The following is a 22,559-nucleotide window of genomic DNA, read 5'->3' on the forward strand; positions in this document are numbered from 1 at the left end:
TCTCCTGATGATGAGGGACAGAGCACTGCCCCTGTTGGTTCAATGAATGAGCGGTAGAATGGCCCGGATTCGGGGATCGCGCGCGTAGAGGCCGCCCCATGTCATCGCGCCCAGAAGCAGGGAAATGATTTCCGGCGGCGACCCCAACTCACCAATGCGGACATGGGCGCAGATGGCACCTCCCAAAAAGCCCGTCACTAGGATCGCGCCGAGGACGGCAGTGGCCTGGATGGCGTAAAGGATGGCGCAGGCGAGTATGATCGGACCCACGACACGGGTCAGGTCCATCGCGAACCCGGTTTCCTGCAACATGCTCGCGATCTGTGCCGGCGCGAAAAGCTGAATAGTGCCGTCTGCCACCAGAGCGAGAACGACAAACGCGCTCATTATCCGGCCGGCCCACAGGGCACGATGCAAGGTCATAGTTTCAGGCACCTGATGCAGCTTCATAGTTTCGGACACTTGTCATTCTCCGATGAGGGGATCCCATATTCGGAGCTTACTGTGTCGCCTAGGTATGATAAACACCGAGGAAATTAACTAACTGTTCTCTTTGTGGAGAACAATGCCGAGGCACGAAAATGCAGAATCTCGAACCCATCCTCATTTTCATAACGGTAGCAGAAATGGGGAGCTTCACCCGCGCGGCCGATAGCCTGGGCATCCAAAAGGGGAGAGCCTCAACGGCGGTCCGGAAGCTGGAAGAAGATGTCGGTGTCAGGCTCCTGCACCGGACGACGCGCAGCGTGCAGTTGACGGAGGACGGGCGCGCATTTCATGCCCGTGCCCGCGATCTGCTTGCTGAAGTCGATGACCTACACTCGATGTTCGCAGGCGATCACGTGGCACTTCGCGGGCGTTTACGGGTCGATCTTCCGACCGAGGTTGCGCGCAAAACGATCGTGCCGGTCTTGCCGGATTTCATGGCGACTTATCCCGAATTGGAGCTGGAGGTGTCGAGTACGGACCGCCAGGTTGATCTGGTTCAAGAGGGGTTCGACTGTGTATTGCGGCTTGGACCCATAAGGGACGAGACGCTAATTGCCCGCCCACTGGGACTGTTGCGCATGGTCAACGCTGCCAGTCCCGCCTACCTGGCGCGCTATGGCACTCCTCGATCGCTAGAAGATCTCCAGCGTCAGGAACACCGGACAATTCATTTTTCGACGATGCTAGGCGCAAGACCCTATGGATGGGAATATCCGGACGGCGACAGTTACGCGACGATTCAGTTGCCAGGTGCGCTACACGTCAACAGCGCGCAGACCTACGAAGCTGCTGCCCTCGCTGGCCTTGGCTTGATTCAGGCGCCACTCTTGGGGATTGGCCCATACTTAGAGAGTGGAGCGCTTGTGGAGATCATACCCGATTTTCGTCGCCGGGCGCTCGCCGTTTCCCTCGTCGTAGCACATCGGAGCAATCTTTCGCGCCGAGTCCGCGCATTCATGAAATGGATCGAAGATGTGCTGACACCGTATCTGGAATAGGAGACGAACATCTTCATCCGGCCCTCGAAATCAACATTCTGAAGTTGTGTCTGCCGGTCGGCGGCCGGCGGTCCAACAGAATGCGACACTGAAACCGGCGACCTTTTGAAATCTGACAGAGATATCCTCAAACTTTCCGCCTTCTGTCTCCACAACGCCGTGCCAATGCAACAGAACCATTCCGTATCAGGTTCGGAGCTATCCTGTTGCTCGCAACCTTATCCGGGGCCGCCCGTCGATCTCCGTAAGGCAGCAAACGGGCAATGGGAACGAATGGTCGCTTTCGGGGGCGGCTCACTTTGCCTGGGAACGGCGAGGATGAGGGCGCGAAGCTGCCGAAACACTTCTGCAGCTGTCGGCCCACGCCAGACGATTTTTGCTGCCGCCGCCGCGGCGTATGACCTCGGATGCCGGTCTACGGCGTGGAAAGTTCGGGACGCTTGTGCTTCCTGCGCGAACAGGGTAGATACTGAACTAGATGGTTCAGTATCTAGGTCCTCCTCTCGATCTCTCGTTTGCGGCGCTGTCCGACGCGACCCGCCGCGGGATCATCGATCAGCTTGGGCGAGGGGACGCGTCGATCACCAGTCTCGCGGATAAGTTCCAGATGACGCTGACCGGCATGAAGAAGCACGTCCAGGTTCTTGAGCGGGCGGGGCTCGTCGTCACGCAGAAGGTCGGACGGGTGAGAACCTGCAAGCTTGGGGAACGCGGCCTCAAGGCGGAGGCCGAGTGGATCGAGGCGCATCGCAAGCTCTTCCAGGCCCGCTTCGAAGCATTGGACGAAATCATCAGCGAAATGAAACAGGAGGGAAGGGATGACTCAGCAAGTTAACAGTGCAGGTGATGCGCAGAACCGCACGTCAGTCGAGCGCAGAGGGGATCGCGAACTCGTCGTAACGCGGACATTCAATGCGCCGCCGAGCACGGTTTACAAGGCGTGGAGCCAGCCCGAGCTGTTCCAGCGCTGGTGGATGCCAAAATCGGTATCCGGCGTGTCGCTCGTGTCGTGCGATATGGACGTCCGTACCGGCGGCAAATATCGGCTGGAATTCGGCGCCGGCGGTTCGGACACCATGGCCTTCTACGGCAAGTATCTCGAGGTGGTGCCGAACGAGCGCATCGTCTGGACCAACGACGAGGGCGAAGAGGGCGCGATCACGACCGTGACCTTCGAGGACCAGGGCGGGAGGACACTACTCAATTTCCACGAAGTCTATCCGTCCAAGCAGGCGCTTGAGGAAGCACTACAGGGCTCGGCGGCCGCATTGCCGGAGCAGTTGGAGCAGCTCGACGAATTGCTTTCCAGCCTGGGCGAGTAGCGAGGGTCGGGAAGCTCGCCTCGTGGGAACGTCTGCTCTTGGGAGGACGTGACTCCACGGCCTTTCTGGCCGGAGCGAAAGCGCGAAGCTGCCAAACACAGATTGCCCAATGAAAGTCCGCAATGGACCGTAGCGGAAACTGCTGACGTTCACTTGACCTCGAAGAGCAGACCAACCTCACGACAGGGCAAAAATTCTGACTTCCCGCCCGATGCCCTGAAGTTCCGCCATCCGGGAGGCGGATTTTATGCCGCTGTCACGCAGGATCTCCGAAACCTGGGCATCCCCGACAATCGCTTCCGTCGTCATGATCACGTTGGGATCGGCAAGGCCCTGAACGCGGGAAGCGATGTTGACGGTCTGGCCGAAATAGTCCTGCCGGTCGTTCAGGTTGACTGCAAGGCATGGTCCTTCATGGATGCCGATCTTCAGCAGGAGATCGTCGCTGCCGTGTTCGGCATTTAGACGAAGCATCTCCTCCCGCATCCGAAGTGCGGCCGCCACTGCGCGGTCCGGGCTCGGAAAGGTCGCCATCACGGCATCGCCTATGGTTTTGACCACCGCTCCGGCCTCCGCGGCGACGATCTCGTGCAAAACCCTGAAATGCGCCCGCACCAGATCGAAAGCGGCAAGATCTCCGACGCGCTCGTAAAGAGCAGTCGAGCCTCTCAGGTCGGTGAAGAGGAAAGTCAGGCTGGTGATTTTGAGGCGCTGGTCGACGTCGAGCGTGTCGGTCCGATAGATGTCGCGGAAACTCTGGTTCGTCAGCAGACGTTTAGCGGTCAGAAAAGCGCGCCTGCTACCCAGCAGATCGTGCAGGTCATCTCCAGCGATGCAAACGTTTGGTACGACTCTGCTATCGGTGTGGTTTTCAAGGGTCAGCCGCAGCAAGCCGGGACGCAGCGTGACCGTTTCGTTCAGCGCATGCCCCCGACTGATGACCATTGAGAGGTTTTGACGTTCGTCGGTGGGCTCACCCTTCACGTCGATGAACTGCGCCGAGTGCGTTACCGCATCGAAGATGATGACGAATTGCGCCGGCAGTTGCAGTGAGACGAAAGCCTTCTCGCCCGGAGCCAACTCGATCATCTCCAACATGATGCGGGCGAACTTCGCTTCCAGATCCTCCGGCAAGTCGACGCCGGAGCTGAAGAAGATTTGGCGGTAGTATTCAAGCGGAGTCAGCCGATCGGGGTCGTGGGCAGCGATCCTGCGAACGCGTGGACTGACTGTGAACGTTACCTCGACCATCTCGTCGAGGGTGGGTTCGTATCCGGCGGCGCAAAGCGCACAATGGTACGTCTCATGGACGACCCCTTTGAGAGTTGCGCCACTGTCAAGAACTCCGCCGCATCCCGGGCAAAGGACATTCCAGGTCATCTCGAACGCCCCTATGCGGGCTGCATGCAGAAGCGCTGCGATCGTTTTCTCTTCATCGAGATGATGCGTCTTGGCGAAGGCGAGCGCATTGATGCGATTGAGATCGCGATCCGAGCCATGCATGACGACGTTTTCTATACACTCGACCGTCTGCGGGTCAGCCGCCTGTCGCAATGTGGCAAAAAGCCCGTCCATTTCACTCATGAGACAAGTCTCCGTGTGCATAACCCACGGCGGACAACGCCAGGGCCGGGATCATAACACGGGAGTTTCCCAATAGAAATCTATGGGCTTAAATGCTGCTTGCTTCACAAGCGGAAGCGGGTTTCAGCCCCCCTTATAGATCCGCTTCAGCGCGGCCAACAGCGCATCCATTTCGTCCGGCGAAAACAGCTCGATGAAGCGCTGTTCATGCATGGCGATCAGCGCGCGTGCCCGCGCGAGCGTGGCGCGTCCCGCCTCCGTCAGATGCAGTTCCTGGCGCCGGCGATCTGCCGCGGAAGGACGGCGCTCGATGAAGTCACGGGCCGCCAACCGATTGACGAGGGCCATCATGGTCGCGCGATCGGTGCCGAGCGTATTGGCAAGGTCGATCTGCGATACGCCGGGATTGCCCGCGACAAGTTCCATCACTGCGAGCTGCTTCTGCGTCAGCCGAAGCTCCTCCATGGTTTCAGCGAAGTCGCGATAGATCGCGACATGCGCCATGCGCAGATGAAAGCCCAGGAGATCGCCGAGCCGACCGACGTCGAGCGGCGGCGTAAAGGAGGCCTCCTCGGCTTCGACATCCTCCGGCGGGGGTTTTGTGCGCATCGTTCGCTCTCGTTTCGTTCGGGGATCATAACCATCAAAATCAGCGGGTTAGTCAATATCCCTGTTGGCGGCAGCAGGGATATTTTCCCGCGATCCTCCGAAGGCTCGGATTTGCCGAAAAACAGCCTCTTGCATCTCGTCGGAAAAAGATATTAGTATGTGTTGCATACAAATTTGATGCCTGCGGCGGAGGAGCGGCGGGCATGGGAGGAGAAAATGGTGCATTCCTTTTCCGGGATGGCTTCTTCGGCGGATTGCGGACTGGTGAAGGATGATCCGATCCTCTACCGCGCCCGCGTCGCGCCGGATCGTCGGGCTCTGTTCGAGATCGCCACCGGCCGGCAGCTGACCTATGCCGAACTCGATGTGCGGATTGCCCGCTGCGCCGGTTTCCTCCGCGATATGCTGGGAGAGCGGCGGGACGGGGCGCGTGTCGCCATGCTGGCGCGCAATTCGATGGATTCGCTCGTGCTTGCCTTTGCCTGCCAGCGCGCCGGCGCCATCTACGTGCCGCTTAACTGGCGCCTCAATGCCGCCGAGCTTCGGCCGATCCTTGCCGATTGCACGCCGGCTCTCCTAGTCCACGACGAAGAGTTTTCGGCAGCCGTGACAAGCCTTGCGGACGTTGATCCCCAGATGACGGTGATCGCGACGGCCGATGGCCCGGGCGGGTTTGCCGCGCGGATCGAGGCGAGCCTCCCGGGGGAGCCCGTGCCCGTCGATGCGGATCAGCCTTGCGTCCTGCTCTATACGTCGGGCACGACGGGCCAGCCGAAGGGCGTCGTCATCACCCGCAGCAACGCCTTCTTTGCTGCCGTCAATTTTTCCTTCGTCGGCGAGATAGGGCCGGGATCGGTCGCTTTGTGCGACCTGCCGTTCTTCCACACGATCGGCCTGATCGCCGTGGCGCGCACAACATTGATGCTGGGCGGCACGCTTGTCGTCTCCGACCGGTTCACGCCGGCGCGCACACTCGCAGTCCTTGCCGATCGGCAACGCGCCATCAGCCATTATTTCGCCGTGCCGCAGATCGCGCTCGCCCTGCGCGGCGACCCCGCTTATAGCGCCGCGGCTCTTTCCGGCCTGCACGCGCTCTTCGTCGGCGGCGCGCCGCTGACCCAGCTGTTGATCGAAAGCTATCTCGGCGATGGCGTGGCACTGGTCAACGGTTACGGCATGAGCGAGGCGGGAACGGTGCTGCATGTGCCGATCGACCGGCGTGCCGTCCAGGATAATCCCGGCAGTGTCGGTCTTCCCGCACCGCTTCTCGACATCCGTATCGTCGGCGAAGAGGGCAGCGACGTCGGGGAAGGCGAGATCGGCGAATTATGGCTGCGCGGGCCGGCGGTGACGCCGGGCTATTGGAACAAGCCTGAAGAGACCGCTGTCGCCTTCACCGACGGCTGGTACCGCACCGGCGATCTCGGCCGCCGCGAAGCCAACGGCTTCTATCAGATCGTCGACCGGCTGAAGGACATGTATATCAGCGGTGGCGAGAATGTTTATCCCGCCGAGGTCGAAGCAGCGCTCGCAAGCCATCCCGATATCCTCGACGTCGCGGTCGTCGGTATTCCCGATATCAGGTGGGGCGAATGCGGCGTCGCGTATGTCGTGCAGCGGCCGGGTGCCGCGGCAACGGGCGAGGAGATTGCCGGCCATTGCGCGGCAAGGCTCTCCGCCTTCAAGCGCCCGGCCCGCATCCTCTTCATCGAGAGTATTCCCCGCACCGCCTCCGGCAAGGTGCAGAAACATGTTCTACGCCGGTTGCATTCCGACGAAACCCTTCAACGACAGGCCTGATGAAGCGGCCCCGGCATTCAATGCCGAAACCAATGGAGTAGACCCATGACTGAAAATCAATCGCCGGTTCTGGTCGAATTCGATAACGGCATCGCTTTCGTGACCCTGAACCGCCCTGAAAAGCGCAATGCGATGAATCCGGCTTTGAACGCCCGGATGATGGAAGTGCTCGATGAACTCGAGGGCGACGAGCGCTGCGGCGTTCTCGTCCTGCGCGGCGCCGGCGAGTCCTGGTCCGCCGGCATGGATCTGAAGGAATATTTCCGCGACAATGACGACAAGCCGCGCGATGCCACGCTGAAGGCGCGGCGCCAATCCGGCGGCTGGTGGGGCCGGCTGATGTATTTCGAAAAGCCGACGATCGCCATGGTCAATGGCTGGTGCTTCGGCGGCGCCTTCACGCCGCTGGTTTCCTGCGATCTCGCCATCGCCGCCGAGGAAGCGAATTTCGGCCTTTCCGAGATCAATTGGGGCATCCTGCCGGGCGGCAACGTTACCCGCGCGGTCGCCGAGGTGATGCGCCATCGCGACGCGCTCTACTACATCATGACCGGCGAATTGTTCGGCGGGCGCAAGGCCGCCGAAATGGGTCTGGTCAATGAGGCCGTGCCGCTGGCCGAGCTTGAAACCCGGGTCCGCAAGATCTGCGCCAGCCTGCTCGAAAAGAACCCGGTGACGCTGAAGGCCGCCAAGGATACCTATAAGCGCGTGCGCAACCTGCCCTGGGATCTGGCCGACGATTACATCTACGCCAAGCTGGAGCAGATGCTGTTTCTCGACAAGACCAAGGGGCGCGACGAGGGGCTGAAGCAGTTCCTCGACGACAAGACCTATCAGCCGGGGCTCGGTGCCTACAAGCGCGGCCGCTGAGGGTTCGCGGGCAAATCATCAGGAGGAGGAAACCATGAAGATTCATGCCGCGGTGGCGCGTGCGCCGCATATGCCGTTTTCGCTGGAAAGCCTCGATCTGGAGGAGCCGCGCGAGGGGGAGATCCTGGTTCGCGTCGTCGCGACCGGGGTTTGCCACACCGATATCGTCATGCGCGACCAGCATCTGCCGGTGCCGCAGCCGGTGGTGCTCGGCCATGAAGGTGCTGGAATCGTCGAGCGTGTCGGGCCGGGCGTTGCCAAGGTAGCGCCAGGCGATCACGTGGTCATGACCTTCAATTCCTGCGGTCATTGCCCGAGCTGCAACGATCACGAGGAGACCTATTGCCACGAATTCTTCCCGCGCAATTTCTTCGGTTCGCGCGCCGATGGTTCGAGCGGGCTCTCCTATAGAGGGGAGCGGGTGAACGGCAATATTTTCGGGCAATCCTCCTTTGCCAGCCACGCGCTCTGTCATGAGCGCAATATCGTGAAAGTGCCAAGCGATGCCGATCTGGCGCTGCTCGGGCCGCTTGCCTGCGGCATCCAGACCGGCGCCGGCGCGGTCATGAATGCGCTCAAGGTCGAACCGGGAAAAGTGCTTGCGGTTTTCGGCATGGGGTCCGTGGGCCTCGCCGCCGTCATGGCGGCGCGGATCGTCGGCGCTTCGCGCATCATCGCCGTCGACGTCAACGAGGCGCGGCTGGCGCTTGCCACTGAACTCGGCGCGACCGATATCGTCAACGGCAAAGCGAGCGACGCCGTCGCCGCGATCATGGCGCTGACGGGCGCGGGCGTCGATTATGCGATCGATGCCTCCGGCGTGCCCGCCGTCATCGACCAGTGCGTGCGGGTGCTGGCGCCGCGCGGCACCTGCGGCATTGTCGGCGCTTCGCCCCATGGCGCGACGCTGACGCTCGATCTCACTCATATTCTCTCCGGTGGACGCCGGGTGCGCGGCATCGTCGAGGGTGATTCCAATCCCGACGTGCTGATCCCGCTGCTGATTGACCTTCACCGACAGGGCCGCTTCCCCTTCGACAGGCTCGTCACCTTCTATGATTTCGCCGACATCAACCGGGCGGTGGAGGATGCCGAAAAGGGCATCGTGCTGAAACCGGTCGTGCGCCAGCCGGCCGTCTGACACCGTTCAAGGGAGGAAAGAATGAACACCGTCGCCCCAATCGCTACCGATACCAGTCCCGATGCCATGAAGGCGCTGCTCGAACGGCAAAGGGCGTCCTTCCTGAGGGAAGGGCCACCAAGCATCCAAACCCGTGCCGATCGCATCGATCGCGTCATCGCTCTTCTCGTCGACTACAAGGATGCGATCGCCGCGGCGCTGTCGCAGGATTTCGGCAGCCGCAGCGTCGAGGCGAGCCTGCTTCTCGATGTCTTCACCTGCGTCGGTTCGCTCAAATATGCCAAGGGCCATCTCGCCGAATGGCTGAAGCCCGAGCAGCACGAGGCATTATTCCCGGACGCGGTGGCCGAAGTGGTCTATCAGCCGAAGGGGGTGGTCGGGATACTCAGCCCCTGGAATTTCCCGTATCAGCTGGCCCTTGCGCCGCTTGCCGGCATTCTCGCCGCCGGCAACCGCGCCATGATCAAACCGTCAGAGGTGACGCCGGCTTCCTCCTCCTTGATGGCGCAACTCATTGCCGGCGCCTTCGACGAAACGGAAATCGCCGTCGTGCAGGGCGGACCGGCCACGGGCACGGCCTTTACATCACTTGCCTTCGACCATCTGATCTTCACCGGCGGCACCGCGATCGCCCACCACGTCATGCGCGCGGCGGCGGAAAACCTGACGCCGCTGACACTTGAGCTCGGCGGCAAGTCCCCCGTCGTCATCGGCCGCTCGGCCGACCTCGCGGACGCGTCGCGTCGCGTCATGACCGTCAAGACGCTGAACGCCGGCCAGATCTGCCTGGCACCGGACCATGTTTATGTGCCCGAGGAAAGTGTGACGGCCTTCGCCGAACATGCGGCCGCGGCGGTCGGCGCGATGTATCCGGGGCTGAAGGAAAATCCTGATTACACCTCGATCGTCAATGCCCGCCATCATGCCCGCGTCCAGAGCCTGGTCGCCGACGCCAGGGCCAAGGGTGCCCGCGTCGTCGAGATCAACCCGGCGGCGGAGAATTTCTCCCAGCAATCGGCCCATCGCATACCGCCGACCCTGATCCTCGATCCCACCGAAGACATGCGCGTGCTGCAGGAGGAAATCTTCGGGCCGGTGCTGCCGGTTATTGCCTATCGCGATATCGCCGACGTCATTGATCGGATCAATGCCAAGCCGCGCCCGCTCGCTCTCTATTACTTCAGCCAGGATGGTGACGAGGAGCGCCGGGTTCTCGACAATACGACCTCCGGCGGGGTGACGGTCAACGATTGCATGAGCCATGTCACGGCGGAAGGCTTACCCTTCGGCGGCGTCGGCCATTCGGGCATGGGCGCTTATCACGGCAAATTCGGCTTCCTCGCCTTCTCGCATCCGCGCGCCGTCTACCACCAGAGCAAGATGGTGGAAGCGGAATATATGATGCGCCCGCCCTTCGGCGAGGCAATGCGCGGCTTCCTGGCCGCGGCGATCTGCAAGTAACGACAGAACAGGGATCGATGGCACCGCATATTTGCGAGGCCATCGATCCCTGTTCATTCGACGTACCGTCAAGCGTCCCTTATCCGAAGGCGTGGCGGCTTAATCGAGCCGCAGCGTCTTGCCCGATCCAGCATCAAATAGATGGAGCTTTTCCGTACGGGGAGCCACCGTCACGACTTGCCCGGGCTCGAACTCATGGCGTTCCGAAAACACCGCGACAAGTTCGCCCGGCCCGTAGCGCAGGAACACCATCGTTTCATGGCCGGTGGGTTCGGTGACGCTGACCGTTGCCTTCAAGCCGCGTTCGGCGAGCGACAGATGTTCGGGGCGAACGCCGAGGAGCACGGACTGCCCGTCTGTTGCTTCGGGTGTGAAACCAAGACTGATCTCGTCGCCGGTCTCGGTGACGAAGATAGCGCCATCGGCCTTGTACCGGCCTTTCAGGAGGTTCATCGACGGCGAGCCGATGAAGGTTGCCACGAACGTGTTGTTGGGACGGTCGTAGAGTTTCAGCGGCGTGCCGATCTGTTCGACCTTGCCTCCCTGCATCACCACGATCTTGTCGGCCATGGTCATCGCTTCGACCTGGTCATGCGTGACGTAGATGGTCGTGGTTTTCAGCCGCTGGTGCAGTTCCTTGATCTCCTTGCGCATCTGAACGCGCAGCTTGGCATCGAGGTTCGACAAAGGTTCGTCGAACAGAAATACCTGCGGAGATCTGACGATGGCCCGCCCCATCGCCACACGCTGCCGCTGGCCACCCGAAAGCTGGCGCGGATAACGGTCGAGGTAAGGCACGAGATCGAGTGTTTCGGCCGCCGCCTGCAGGCGCTGTTTGATAACGTCGGCTGGCTGCTTCTGTAGGCGAAGCGCAAAAACCATGTTTTCGGCAACGGTCTTGTGCGGATAGAGCGCATAGCTCTGGAAGACCATTGCGATATCGCGGTCCTTCGGGGGGAGATTGTTGACGACGTTTCTGCCGATTGAAATCGTGCCGTCGGTGATGCTTTCGAGCCCTGCCACCATGCGCAACAGAGTTGACTTGCCACAACCGGAAGGGCCGACAAGCACCACAAACTCGCCATCGCGGATTTCTATATCGACGCCATGCAGGACATTTAACGCGCCGTAGGCCTTGCGTGCCCCCGAAATATTGACCTCAGCCATGTGCCTCCCACTCGCTTTCTGCCGGCCCCCGGGCGCTCCCCAAGGGCCGTACATCTCACGACAGGTGCTTCCTGCAAGAGGGCCGATGAGCCGCCTTTTGCCGATTTGAAACTACCTGTCAGGCCTCCTCCATGAAACGTTTCATTTCCTGTTGACTTTTTCCACCTGCCGTCTAATTCTCGAAATCGAGACCGGGAGGAGCGGTTTCAGGCAAGATATGAAACGTTTCATTTTCTTGTTACCAGATAGTTCCGCACGAGGCCAGTGTAAAAAAGCACTGGAGCCAGCCCGGCAAGGCCAGCTGGCGGCAGCACAACGAAACATGGAGGAGGAAGGCATGAGAGTTGAAATATATGATGCATTGGTGCGCCGTCAGGCAAGTCGCCGCGACGTCTTGCGCGGAACGGCAAGTGCCGCAGCTCTGCTCGGGCTGTCTGGCGCGATGGGCGGCATTGCCGGCACGGCGTTTGCTGCCGATGATCTGCGCGCCCAGATCCTGAAAATTCCAGGTGTCGGCAAGGGCTCGCCGACGGACTCAGATTGGCAGAAGGTCGGCGAGCTTTGCCTCGGTCCGACCAAGGCCAATGTCAAGCAGGGCGAGTTCGCCGGTGTCGAGCTGACCTTCATGGGGCTCAACAATCAGAACCTCCACAACTTCCTGTTCCGCGGATTCCTGAAGCCGTGGGAAGCCTATACGGGCGCCAAGATCAACTGGATCGACCTTGCTCAGGCTGATTACAACGCTCGCCTTCAACAATCGATCGCAACCGGCACGGTCGACTTCGACATCCTGGAGATGGGTGCACCGTTCGAAGGCGACACCGCCGGACGCGGGCTTCTGGACGAGATGCCTGACTGGGTTGCAAAGCAGATCGAGGCGGACGACATGGTCAGCTACCTGAAGCCACCGGTCGGCACCTGGGATGGCAAGACCTATCGCGTGACGATCGATGGCGACTGCCACACCTTCGCCTACCGCAAGGATTACTTCGGCGAAGGCTCGATCAGCGGCATGGCCGAGCCGCCGAAGACCTGGCAAGAAGTGAATGCAGCTTCCCAGGCGCTGATCGGCAAGACCGATCCGCTGACCAGTCAGCCAGCCTACGGCTATCTCGATCCCCTCAAGGGATGGGGCGGTTTCGGCTTCTATTTCATCGAGAACCGCGCAACGGCCTATGCTAAATATCCGGGCGACCCGGCCTGGCTTTTCGATCCTGAAAACATGAAGCCGCTGGTCAATAACCCGGCATGGGTTCAGGCGATCCAGGACGTCTTGGATCTGATTGCGGCGAAGGCCTATCCAGCCGACCAGATCAATGCCGATCCCGGCACCACAGCCTTCTCGCAGTTCCTGGCCGGCACCGGCGCAATGTTGATGTGGTGGGGCGATGTCGGCTCCAGCGCACGCACCTCCGACACCTCGGTCGTCGGCGACGTGGTCGGCTTCGGCATCAACCGCGGCTCCAACCGTGTCTACAACCGCAAGACCGGGCAGTGGGAAGACAAGTATAACGAAGCGCCTAACATGGCCTATCTGGGCTGGGGCATTTACGTTACCAAGCAGGTCTCCAGCGACGAGAAAAAGCGCAAGGCGGCCTGGTCTGCTGCTGCCCATCTCGGCGGCAAGGATATTTCTCTGTGGACGTCGGCCTATCCCTCCGGCTTCCAACCCTATCGTCAGTCCAACTTCAACTATGACGAATGGGAAAAGGCAGGTTACGACCGCGCCTATATCGAGGACTATCTGGGTTCGAACGTCGATAGCTACAACCACCCGAACGCCGCTATCGAACCGCGTATCCCCGGCATCTTCCAATATTACTCCGTCGCCGAAGACGAACTGGCGAAGGGTTTTGCCGGACAGTACAAGTCGGCACAGGAGACCGCGGATGCGATTGCGGCCGCCTGGGAAAAGATCACCGACCAGATCGGCCGCGATAGCCAGCTGAAACTTTATCGGACGAGCCTCGGGCTCTGATCGGTGACTGCTGCATAATTCCTTAAATCGGAATCGATTTGAGGATAAAATTATGCAGCAATTCAAAGTGTACAGCGTCCTTTGCGCGTCTTTCAGACGCGCGGCGCTGTGAGCGCGCTGGCGGATCGGCAACGATTTCGCCAGCGCCCATTCTGTTCGGGCGAGGAATATCATGTCGACAGTCGAAGGCGACCTGCTGCACACGGTCGAAGCCGGCTCAATTTCCGCGAGCCGTCGTTTCTGGGGCCAAGCGGTTCTGTGGCTGAGCGCCATATGGTTCGTAACGTCATTTGCATTGCAGGGTGCCCATGCGTTGGGCTGGATCGATTGGGGTTTTTCGAACTGGCGCCCGATACTTTATGCCTATTTTCTCTGGGCCGCAGTTCTCTGCGTCACCCGCGTCGTCATTTACGGCGAGTCGGGCAAGAAGGCGCTTTTTGTTCTACCGGCCGCGCTTTTCGTTGTGTCGATGGTGGTATTCCCGCTGATCTTTGCGCTCTGGATCGGCTTTTCTGATTGGAACCTCGCCTCTTCGGCCGGGCGGCGCTTCAACGGGTTCGACAATGTACGCCGGATGATCACCGATCCGTTCTATGGCAATGCCCTGCTCAACATGATCCTTTATTGCCTGGCGATCGTCGTCGAATACGCAATCGCGTTCGGCCTGGCATTGCTCCTCAATCAGGAAATCCTTGCCCGCAAGTTCTGGCGCGTCACCTTTCTGGTGCCCTTGATGTTGTCGCCGGTCGCGGTGAGCTGGATGGCCGGCAAGTCGATGATGGAAACCCGCTTCGGCCCGGTCGCGCGGTTCGCCCGCTGGCTCGGCTGGGAAAATCCCTCCTTCTTCGGCGATCCGCTCGTGGCGCGGCTTTCGATCATGATTATGGATGCCTGGACCTTCATTCCGTTCATGATGATCATGCTGCTCGCCGGACTGCAGGGCCTGTCGCGGGAAGTGCTGGAGGCGGCCGAAGTCGATGGTGCCACCAGGTGGCAACGCTTTTGGAAGGTGATTTTCCCGCTCATGCTGCCGGTTTCGGTAACGGCGGTGATGATCCGCATCATCTTCAAGCTCAAGCTCGCCGACATCATCATTACGGTGACATCGGGAGGTCCCGGCGGGGCGACCGATTCCGTCACTAGTTTCATCTATCGCGAATATCGCGACCGTTCAAATGTTGGATACGGCACCCTTCTCGCGCTCGTCTATCTGGTGATCATCGTTTTCGGCATGACCGGGCTGATGAAGATTTCCGACCGTATCGTGAAGCGCATGACAGGAAGGCTCTGATGGTTCGGATCGATTTCGAAAAATACGCGCGCGGTCAGCGCATTCGTTGGTGGGCCATGCGTTTCGCCATCTACGGCCTGCTGGTCACCTGGGCATTTGTCTGCATTTTCCCGCTGTTCTGGACGGTCTCGACCTCGTTCAAGACAGCGGCTGACGTCATGCGCGGCAACCTGATCCCCTGGTTCAATTTTGCCCCCAACTGGCTTGGCTGGCGCTCGCTCGGGCTCTCCCCGGATACGATTTTCCAGATCTCGACCGTGCGCGACGAGTTCATGCGCAGGCTCTGGAACAGCGTCATCATTTCGGTCGCGGCATCGGCTCTTGCGGTCGTGCTCGGATCGCTCGCGGCCTATGGCCTCAGCCGTTTTTCGTACAAGTTCGGCCATATGCGCAACTCCGACATTTCGTTCTTCTTCTTGTCGCAGCTCATAATGCCGCCGGTCGTTCTCGCCCTGCCGTTCCTCGTTCTCTACAAGGAACTGGCGCTGCTGGACACTTATGTGGGAATGATCGCCGTCTATACACTGATGGTCCTGCCGATTGTCGTCTGGATCATGCGCGACCAGTTCGCCACGGTTCCGGTTGAGCTCGAGGAGGCAGCGCTTGTCGACGGACTGTCGATCTGGGGCGCGTTTGCCCGCATCATCGTGCCGCTCGTTCTGCCGGGCATGGTGGCCGCCTTTCTGCTGGCGCTGATCTTGTGCTGGAACGAATATTTTTTCGCCGCGCTGCTGACTTCCACCAATACCAATACATTGCCGGTGATGATTGCCAGCCAGACGGGCAGCCAGGGCATCAATTGGTGGTCGATGGCGGCTCTTTCCACCGCCGGCATCCTTCCACTGGTTGTTGTCAGCGTCATGCTGGAAAAGCATATCATCGCCGGGATGACCGCGGGAGCGGTAAAGTAGCTGCGGGACGTTCGAAAATGTCAAAGATGCCTACAGTCAAGGATGTCGCCGAGTATGCGGGCGTATCCGTGGGCACCGTTTCGCGCGTGCTGTCGGGCGAAGCCGCGGTCAAACCTGTGCTGCGCGAAAAGGTCAGCGCCGCCATTTCTGCGCTCGGATACCGGCCGAATGTGACCGCGAGAGCGTTGCGCACCAGCAAAACCGACGTCATTGGTCTCGTCGTTCCCGACATCACCAATCCGTTCTTCGCGCAACTTGCTGCAAGCGTCGAGCGCGCCGCGCTCGAATGCGGGCATAGCCTCATGCTGGCTAGTTCGCATGACGATCGCGAGGCGGAGCAGAGCCACGTTTTCGCGTTCCTCGACCGGTCGGTGCGCGGCATCATCGTGGTGGCTTCGAGCGACGGTTCGGGCCTCCCCTTGGAGGGAGCGGTTCCAATCATATCGCTGGACCGGCGCTTCGGCACCTTTCCCTTGGTGTCGACCAACCATGCGCAAGCTGCCGCGCTAATTGCAGACCATCTCTATGGGTTGGGCCATCGCCACATCGCCTACATCGCTGGGCCACCCGACACGGAGGCGGGGCGCATGCGTAAAGAGGGCTTTGTCAGCCGCATTGACCTGTTTGGAAAGACCGGCGAGGCAGTTGAACTCGAAATCGCGTACGGCAAATTCGATTATGAGTCCGGTGAGAAAGTTGCCCGCGACCTGCTTTCGCGCCCACCACAGGATCGACCCACGGCAATCGCGGCTGCCAGCGACCAGCAGGCCATCGGCGCGCTGCGCGCTGCACGCGACCTCACGATCGATGTGCCGCGCAAGCTGTCCGTGACGGGGTTCGACGACATTTCGCTCGCTAACCTCGTCGTGCCACGGCTGACAACCATACGCCAGCCGGCCGACACGCTGGCACGGCGCGCGGTCAGCCTTCTCCTTGAGGAGCCGCCAGGCAAAGGAGACGAGATGATCGACGGATCGCTGATCGTGCGGGGTTCGAGTGGCCCGTGCGCGCAGCCCAAGGTCGCCGGGCATAAAAATTGAAGCAAGGCCGGCACTGCCGCCATTATAAGGGATGGAAAGATCGAATGCTCAAGGGAATCAGGGCCGAACTCAACGGCGATATTCTTCAAGCACTTTGCAACATGGGACACGGCGACTATCTCGTCATCTCCGACACGAACTTTCCGTCGGATTCGATCGCCCGCCAGACGCGTCTGGGTAGGCTTCTGACGATGGAAAACATTTCCGCGCCGCAGGCGATAGATGCGGTCCTCTCCGTCTTCCCGCTGGACACCCCGATTCAGCCTTCGGCGGGGCGCATGGAAGTGATCGGCAAGCCTGACGAAATCCCGCCGATTCAACAGGAAGTCCAGGTCATCGTCGATCGCGCCGAAGGCAAGTCATCGCCCATGTATCCGGTCGAGCGGATGACGTTCTACGACATCGCCAAAAAAGCCTATTGTGTGATCGCAACGGGAGAACTGCGATTTTATGGATGCTTCCTTCTGACCAAGGGCGTCATCCCGGCGGAGGAGGCGGTCAGATGAGCGGGAAAAGCGGAATCGTCATTCTGGGTATTTTTGCCGCCGACACCGCCTATAAGGCCAAGCGCCTGCCCCATATTGCCGAGACGCTGATGGGGTCGGGCTTCACGCTTGGGCCGGGAGGCAAGGGCTCCAACCAGGCAATAGCCGCGGCAAAGGCCGGCGGCACGGTAACCTTCATCTCTCGGGTCGGCAACGACCCGTTCGGCGAGATGGCCCTTGCGGCCTATGCCGCGGCCGGCGTCAAAGCCAATGTGATGAAGATGGACGGCGTTTCCAGCGGTGCTGCCTTCATCTTCGTCGACGAAATGAGCGGCGACAATGCCATCATCGTCGCGCCGGGTGCTGCTGGTCTAATCGGCATAGAAGATGTCGATGCGAACCGGGCGGAGATCGAAAGCGCCGCCATTTTTATGACCCAGCTTGAACAACCGCTCGACGCGGCTGTCCATGGCCTGACGATGGCGAAAAGGGCAGGGGGCACCACGATTTTCAATCCGGCGCCCGCCCGCACGCTACCGGACAGCATCTATGGCCTGTGCGATTTCATCGTTCCAAACGAGGTGGAGGCGGCCGAATTGGCGGGGCATGCGATCGAAACGGATGACCAGGCACGAGCCGCGGCCCGTACCCTGCTGGATCGCGGAGCGAGAGCGGTCATCATCACCCTCGGTGCACGCGGCGCTTTCTATCACACGGCCGGTCAGAGCGAATTTGTACCCGCCTTTTCTGCGGGCAACGTCGTCGACACTACGGGCGCTGGCGATGCCTTCCTGGGCGGCTTCGCGACAGCGATCTCCGAAGGATATGCGCCGATCGAGGCCGTCCGCTTCGGTTGCGCGACGGCGGCAATCGCCGTGACCCGGCCAGGCACGGCCCCCGCCATGCCTTCGCGCGCCGAGATCGACGCCTTGCTGCGCTAGGAGTTCGTGCCAGGCTCGCGGGCGCATCAGCCAAAGAATGAGGCTGACAGGCCCCGGTTTAACGAAGCTCAAACTAGTGTTGTCGTATGACAGCTTCGTTACATAGCTTGGAAGGTGGATCCAGCGCGGTGAATGGCAATTGGACGCAATTCGGTGGCAACCTTTCATTCGTGTGCCTGGCGATCTCGCTGTGGGCGCTTTTTTCCATCCAGTTTCAGCGCCGTGCCTTCAGGCAGGAAAAAATCGCCTTCGGAATCATAGCCGGCGGCGCCTCCATCGGATCCATATTGCTGGCCGTTGAATTCCATCCCGGCATCTATGTCGACCTGCGCTTTTCGCCACTTGTATTGGCCGGCATGTTCGGGGGGCCGATCGCGGCGGCTTTTGCCGCAGCGCTGGCGATTGCCTTTCGTTTTGCCGTCGGCGGTACGGCGATGGTCGACGGGATCATCACAATGGCCATCGCCACCGGTATCGGTTTGGCCGGTCATGTCTGGACCCGCAAGAGATCTCCGGGACCGATGGATGTTGCGCTGCTGAGCCTGGCACTCGGCTTTGCATTGGTCCTGTCGATGGCTATGCTTCCCACCTTGGTGAATGCCCATGTGCTGGCCGGCGTCGGTTTTCCCCTGGCCGTATTGAATTGCCTGGCGACCGTTCTGGGCGGTTTCGTTCTCCTGAAGACGCAGCAATGGGAGTTGGAACGAAGCATATTGGTGACCGCATTTTCGCAGTCACCCGACTATCTCTATGTGAAGGACCGAAACAGCCGGTTCATCACCGTCAATGAAAACATGACCCGCCTCTTCCGTTTCAGGACGACGGCGGAGATGATCGGATTGTCGGATTTCAATCTGATGTCGCGACCACTCGCCGAGGAATTATATCATCTCGAGCAGCAGGTCATTGACACCGGGGTGCCGCTGATCGATTCCACCGAGCGTATCGAAGGCAGATTTCTGCTCGCCTCCAAGGTTCCGCTGAGGGACAAGCAGGGGCGTGTGATCGGCCTCGCAGGCGTAACGCGAGATGTTACGGAGCGCACCGCCCTGGAGCGGGAATTGCGCGAAAGCAAGAACCTGCTCTCGCATGCGATGGCCGGCATGTCCGATGGCATCGCCATGTACGACAGCAGAGGGTTTATCCTCTTTTGCAATGATCAGTATCGCAATGCGTTCCCGCTCTCCGGAGAGGCCCGCGTGGTCGGCGCCCATATCAGCGACATCCTGCGCCGCGTCGCCGAAACCGGTGAGCGGCCCGGTGTTCCGGAAGGGGATGTGGAGGAGTGGATCAAGGCTGCTACTGCTTCACTGCACAGCAACAAGGACGAAGAAGTTCAGCTTCATAACGGCGACTGGCGCAGCATCCGGACAAGGCTTGCGGAAGACGGTGCGGCAATGGCTGTGGTCTCGGACATCACGGCGACGAAGCAGGCAGAAATCGCACTCAGGCTATCGGCGGAACAGCTGAAAAATCTTGCCGAGACCGATGGGCTGACCGGCATGGTCAACCGCCGGGCCTTCGACGAAGCTTTCGCACGTGAGACGGCAGGCAGCGCCCGGAAGAACACGCCGTTCAGCCTTCTGATGGTCGATATCGACCGGTTCAAAGCCTATAATGACACCTATGGCCACCCCGCCGGCGACCAATGCCTGCGTGTCGTCAGCATGTGTTTGCGCCAGTCGGTCAGCCGACCGGCGGATATCGTTGCCCGCTACGGTGGAGAGGAATTCGTGGTGTTCCTCCCCGACACCAGCGCCAAAGGAGCAATGATCGTTGCCGAGCAGTTCGCTCGTCGCCTGGCCCAAGAGAGTATCGTTCATTCCGGCAGCGAATTCGGAAGGGTGACGGCCAGCATCGGCGTATCCTGCGCGACGGGAGCGGTCCTGCGGGCCAACCCGAACCGTCTCCTGACCGAGGCCGACGCCGCCCTCTACGACGCCAAAACGCAAGGCCGCAATCGCATTATGGCCCATTCGCCCAGCGGCGAACGGCACGAGATAAAGGAAGCTGGCTAGGCCGCTCTATCAACGGACGCGGCCAAATCTGCTCATCCTGTTTTTTCTGTCGAACCATCGCGCCAGCGCCCCGGATGGTTTATTCACTTCGGCAATGCACGGCCATTATCGCCGCATCGCGCGCTTCCTGGTGTCGGACGGATATTCCCCGTATGTCGTTTTATAAACCGCGGAAAACCGGCCGAAATGAAAGAAACCCCATTTGAGGCAGACGGCCTTCATGGTGTCCTTGCTCTCTGGATCGAGCAAATCCTGGCGCGCTGCGCGCAGACGGAGCGTCAGCAGGTATGCTGCGGGAGAGGTATCCCTGAAGGCACGAAAACCGGTTTCCAGCGCCCGACTGGATACGCCCGCCGCTTCGGCCACCTTCGGCATGGTGATCGGCTGATCGATATTGGCGTGCATGAATTCGATCGCCTTGCGGACATGCCGGGGTGCGATCAGGGCAGGCCCGTTCTCCAGGAAATGCGACAGCCGGTGAGGCACCAGGCGTACGACCAGATCGGCCAGCGCCTGCGTCAGGTGCGCCATGGCAATCGGCGACTGCAGCAAGGGGCCATCGTCGCGCATGCCCTGGATGATCGTTTCCGTGAGGCTGCCGATCATCCGGCCGGCCGGCTTGGATAGATCGAGTTCTGGCAGCAGGTCGAGAGAGCCGCTGAAGGGCATCTCGAAGGTCTGGCCGATCGTCTGCAGGATGACGGGCCAGTTGACCAGCAGCTCGTCGATGACGTTCGCTTGCCCGTGCATGATGACGCTGTTGGGTTCGAAATTATTGTAAAGAAGCAGTTTTCCTTGCCCGGCCTCGGCGACGCGGGGGCCATAGGTGACCCCCATACCGCCGCTGCGTGGCACAACGATCGACAGATACTCCGCCGTATCGACGGTCGGCTCGATATTGAACTGAAACTCGGCCTCATGATAACCGGTGAGCAGTACCGCATCGTCAGTCGCGGCAAAATCCAATCCCCAGTGGAACTCCTGAGCCCGGCCGACAGGCTCTGCATCGAATGCGCCAAAAGCGCCTCCGAGGGTTTCGACCATGTTGTCGAAGGACGAGCCGCGAAATCGAAATGAGAATTGCGGCGCGCTATTTTCCGACATGCTGCCCCCATTGTTCAACGTGGCTGCGTTGACTTGTCCTTCTCAACCGCTCGCAGATTTCGACGCGACACGCGATCCGTGTCGACGGATTGATGTGCGTACCTCTATTGGCCCCGCCGGTCGCCATCGATCGGTGTCCTCCGCTTTGTCAGCGCCTGCGGGCGGGAGTGATGGGCGATGCTTGGCTATATCTTAGCCGAACGGGGCCTGGAACGCAGCACGCCTCGGCGGAGCATGTGGATATCCGCGTGGTATCGGCAGAGAGATCAGCACCATGTGCAAGTCGACACAGGTCGAGTTCGAGCGTGGCAGGCGTCAAGGAAACCAAGCGGTTAAATGCATTTGTCGACAGATCCAATCCGGTCAGCTCTCCGCAGCCTGAAGCCAGGAACTGGCAGACCTTTGAACAATAGGCAAGCCTTCGCACCACCTGCTATAATGATAAGCCGGTGATGAAACGATTACGCAGAGGGGCAATTTTATAGGGTGTATCCGTGAGGCCACGAAAGGCACAAACGCTACGGTCTGGCCTTGATGCGCATCATCATCTGAAGCTATGGAAAACGCCCCAATCCGGGATCTGCGCAGTCGCCTGCCGAAGGTTCTATAGTGGACCGCCTATAGCCTTCGGCAAGCAGACAGGCATGCAGGCATACGCACGGGATGGGGTGCGTATGTATGATCCCTTCCATCCTTTTTTGGGGGTGATGGGTGGAGGGGCTTGGCTCTGGGACCGTGAACCATCATGGTTTGGTCGAAAATCATCTTATTACTCCGTGGCGATGGAGCAATTGCCGGCGCCCGATAAAGTCGGCTAAGCGGCTTTTCGCGACGCAGTCTGGACTGGCCTTGCGCAAAATGTATACGCAAGCGCTGGCGAGAGGTTGTTCGTGCGCGGCTTGCGGACACAGGAAGAGGTCGATTAGGGCGTAGCGGGAGCGGGCGTCACAGCTCCAAGGCAGCTCGCCTATCCTCATAGAAGGCATAGGGCGCCTGGCGCGGGGCGGCGCAATCTCCGATCTCTATGACATCGATACTCTGCGAGCGCAATTCCTCGCCCAGCCAGTTCGCGGACGCATCGGTGGTGGCCAGCACCAGGCTGTCGCCTTCCTCGAAGAAATGCTCACTGGTGTTGTTATCGAGTAGGCTGACGCCATTCCAGCCCGCTGTCGGGCAGCCTGCACGAATCCGTCGATGATTTCCCAGATCTCGGCCTCGCTCATGGCATGCGAGCCGTCGCTGTCGTGATAGCTCGGCAAGCCGGACGGAGACCGATGCGAGCGGTATGAGCTATCGGAATCCCCATGCGCGCCGACATGAGCTGGCGACGTGCCTGAATCGGTGTCGCCA

Annotated in this window: 20 protein-coding genes; 14 read left to right on the plus strand and 6 right to left on the minus strand. The window is 60.3% G+C overall.

Annotation, left to right across the window (positions count from 1 at the left end; all coding sequences use genetic code 11):
- Positions 1-39 precede the first annotated feature (39 nt).
- Entirely contained in the window at positions 40-462 is a 423-nt protein-coding gene (locus J3O30_RS25590) for a DoxX family protein (protein WP_207584581.1), read from the minus strand.
- A 119-nt stretch (positions 463-581) separates the two neighbouring features.
- On the opposite strand from J3O30_RS25590, the gene J3O30_RS25595 reads away from it, so the two are divergent.
- From J3O30_RS25595 to J3O30_RS25605, 3 genes are all read left to right on the plus strand, one after another.
- On the plus strand, positions 582-1,487 hold the full coding sequence (locus J3O30_RS25595) for a LysR family transcriptional regulator (protein WP_207584582.1): 906 nt from the start codon (positions 582-584) through the stop codon (positions 1,485-1,487).
- A 478-nt stretch (positions 1,488-1,965) separates the two neighbouring features.
- The gene (locus tag J3O30_RS25600) at positions 1,966-2,322 is read left to right on the plus strand and encodes a metalloregulator ArsR/SmtB family transcription factor (protein WP_207584583.1); all 357 of its coding nucleotides are present in this window, start codon (positions 1,966-1,968) and stop codon (positions 2,320-2,322) included.
- Entirely contained in the window at positions 2,306-2,809 is a 504-nt protein-coding gene (locus J3O30_RS25605; protein ID WP_207584584.1) for an SRPBCC family protein, read from the plus strand. The genes J3O30_RS25600 and J3O30_RS25605 overlap by 17 nt, the downstream gene beginning before the upstream one ends.
- A gap of 177 nt (positions 2,810-2,986) precedes the next feature.
- Here the strand turns inward: J3O30_RS25605 and J3O30_RS25610 are convergent, their stop codons facing one another.
- Positions 2,987-4,393 (minus strand): adenylate/guanylate cyclase domain-containing protein, encoded by a 1,407-nt coding sequence (locus J3O30_RS25610; RefSeq protein WP_207584585.1) that lies wholly within the window; start codon positions 4,391-4,393, stop codon positions 2,987-2,989.
- A 123-nt stretch (positions 4,394-4,516) separates the two neighbouring features.
- A complete protein-coding gene (locus J3O30_RS25615; RefSeq protein ID WP_207584586.1) occupies positions 4,517-5,002 on the minus strand; it encodes a MarR family transcriptional regulator in 486 nt (161 codons plus the stop codon).
- Positions 5,003-5,218: 216 nt separating this feature from the next.
- On the opposite strand from J3O30_RS25615, the gene J3O30_RS25620 reads away from it, so the two are divergent.
- Genes J3O30_RS25620 through J3O30_RS25635 form a run of 4 tightly spaced genes read left to right on the plus strand, consistent with a single transcriptional unit; the run spans position 5,219 to position 10,274 of the window.
- Positions 5,219-6,802, plus strand: a complete 1,584-nt coding sequence (locus tag J3O30_RS25620) for an AMP-binding protein (RefSeq protein ID WP_207584587.1) — start codon at positions 5,219-5,221, stop codon at positions 6,800-6,802.
- Positions 6,803-6,847: 45 nt separating this feature from the next.
- Positions 6,848-7,672, plus strand: a complete 825-nt coding sequence (locus J3O30_RS25625) for a p-hydroxycinnamoyl CoA hydratase/lyase (protein ID WP_207584588.1) — start codon at positions 6,848-6,850, stop codon at positions 7,670-7,672.
- Between the two features lie 34 nt (positions 7,673-7,706).
- Complete coding sequence (locus tag J3O30_RS25630) at positions 7,707-8,813, plus strand: NAD(P)-dependent alcohol dehydrogenase (protein ID WP_207584589.1); 1,107 nt, start codon at positions 7,707-7,709, stop codon at positions 8,811-8,813.
- A gap of 21 nt (positions 8,814-8,834) precedes the next feature.
- Positions 8,835-10,274, plus strand: a complete 1,440-nt coding sequence (locus J3O30_RS25635) for a coniferyl aldehyde dehydrogenase (protein ID WP_207584590.1) — start codon at positions 8,835-8,837, stop codon at positions 10,272-10,274.
- A 99-nt stretch (positions 10,275-10,373) separates the two neighbouring features.
- On the opposite strand, the gene ugpC is transcribed toward J3O30_RS25635, so the two are convergent.
- Positions 10,374-11,441 (minus strand): sn-glycerol-3-phosphate ABC transporter ATP-binding protein UgpC, encoded by a 1,068-nt coding sequence (gene ugpC / locus J3O30_RS25640; RefSeq protein WP_207584591.1) that lies wholly within the window; start codon positions 11,439-11,441, stop codon positions 10,374-10,376.
- A gap of 337 nt (positions 11,442-11,778) precedes the next feature.
- On the opposite strand from ugpC, the gene J3O30_RS25645 reads away from it, so the two are divergent.
- From J3O30_RS25645 to J3O30_RS25675, 7 genes are all read left to right on the plus strand, one after another.
- Entirely contained in the window at positions 11,779-13,419 is a 1,641-nt protein-coding gene (locus tag J3O30_RS25645) for an extracellular solute-binding protein (RefSeq protein ID WP_207584592.1), read from the plus strand.
- Positions 13,420-13,591: 172 nt separating this feature from the next.
- On the plus strand, positions 13,592-14,710 hold the full coding sequence (locus tag J3O30_RS25650) for a sugar ABC transporter permease (RefSeq protein WP_207584593.1): 1,119 nt from the start codon (positions 13,592-13,594) through the stop codon (positions 14,708-14,710).
- Positions 14,710-15,621: a carbohydrate ABC transporter permease gene (locus J3O30_RS25655; RefSeq protein ID WP_207584594.1), complete on the plus strand. Its 912-nt coding sequence runs from the start codon at positions 14,710-14,712 to the stop codon at positions 15,619-15,621. The genes J3O30_RS25650 and J3O30_RS25655 overlap by 1 nt, the downstream gene beginning before the upstream one ends.
- A 17-nt stretch (positions 15,622-15,638) precedes the next feature.
- On the plus strand, positions 15,639-16,661 hold the full coding sequence (locus tag J3O30_RS25660) for a LacI family DNA-binding transcriptional regulator (protein WP_207584595.1): 1,023 nt from the start codon (positions 15,639-15,641) through the stop codon (positions 16,659-16,661).
- A gap of 44 nt (positions 16,662-16,705) precedes the next feature.
- Positions 16,706-17,167: an RbsD/FucU domain-containing protein gene (locus tag J3O30_RS25665; protein ID WP_207584596.1), complete on the plus strand. Its 462-nt coding sequence runs from the start codon at positions 16,706-16,708 to the stop codon at positions 17,165-17,167.
- On the plus strand, positions 17,164-18,087 hold the full coding sequence (rbsK, locus tag J3O30_RS25670) for a ribokinase (RefSeq protein ID WP_207584597.1): 924 nt from the start codon (positions 17,164-17,166) through the stop codon (positions 18,085-18,087). Before J3O30_RS25665 ends, rbsK begins: the two co-directional genes overlap by 4 nt.
- Positions 18,088-18,173: 86 nt before the next feature.
- A complete protein-coding gene (locus J3O30_RS25675) occupies positions 18,174-20,105 on the plus strand; it encodes a diguanylate cyclase (protein ID WP_207584598.1) in 1,932 nt (643 codons plus the stop codon).
- 105 nt (positions 20,106-20,210) lie between these two features.
- Here the strand turns inward: J3O30_RS25675 and J3O30_RS25680 are convergent, their stop codons facing one another.
- Both J3O30_RS25680 and J3O30_RS25685 read right to left on the minus strand, forming a co-directional pair.
- Entirely contained in the window at positions 20,211-21,209 is a 999-nt protein-coding gene (locus tag J3O30_RS25680) for a helix-turn-helix domain-containing protein (RefSeq protein ID WP_207584599.1), read from the minus strand.
- Positions 21,210-22,154: 945 nt separating this feature from the next.
- Complete coding sequence (locus J3O30_RS25685; RefSeq protein ID WP_246762881.1) at positions 22,155-22,304, minus strand: hypothetical protein; 150 nt, start codon at positions 22,302-22,304, stop codon at positions 22,155-22,157.
- Positions 22,305-22,559 lie beyond the last annotated feature (255 nt).

Source organism: Rhizobium sp. NZLR1 (genome assembly GCF_017357385.1).
Lineage (GTDB): Bacteria > Pseudomonadota > Alphaproteobacteria > Rhizobiales > Rhizobiaceae > Rhizobium.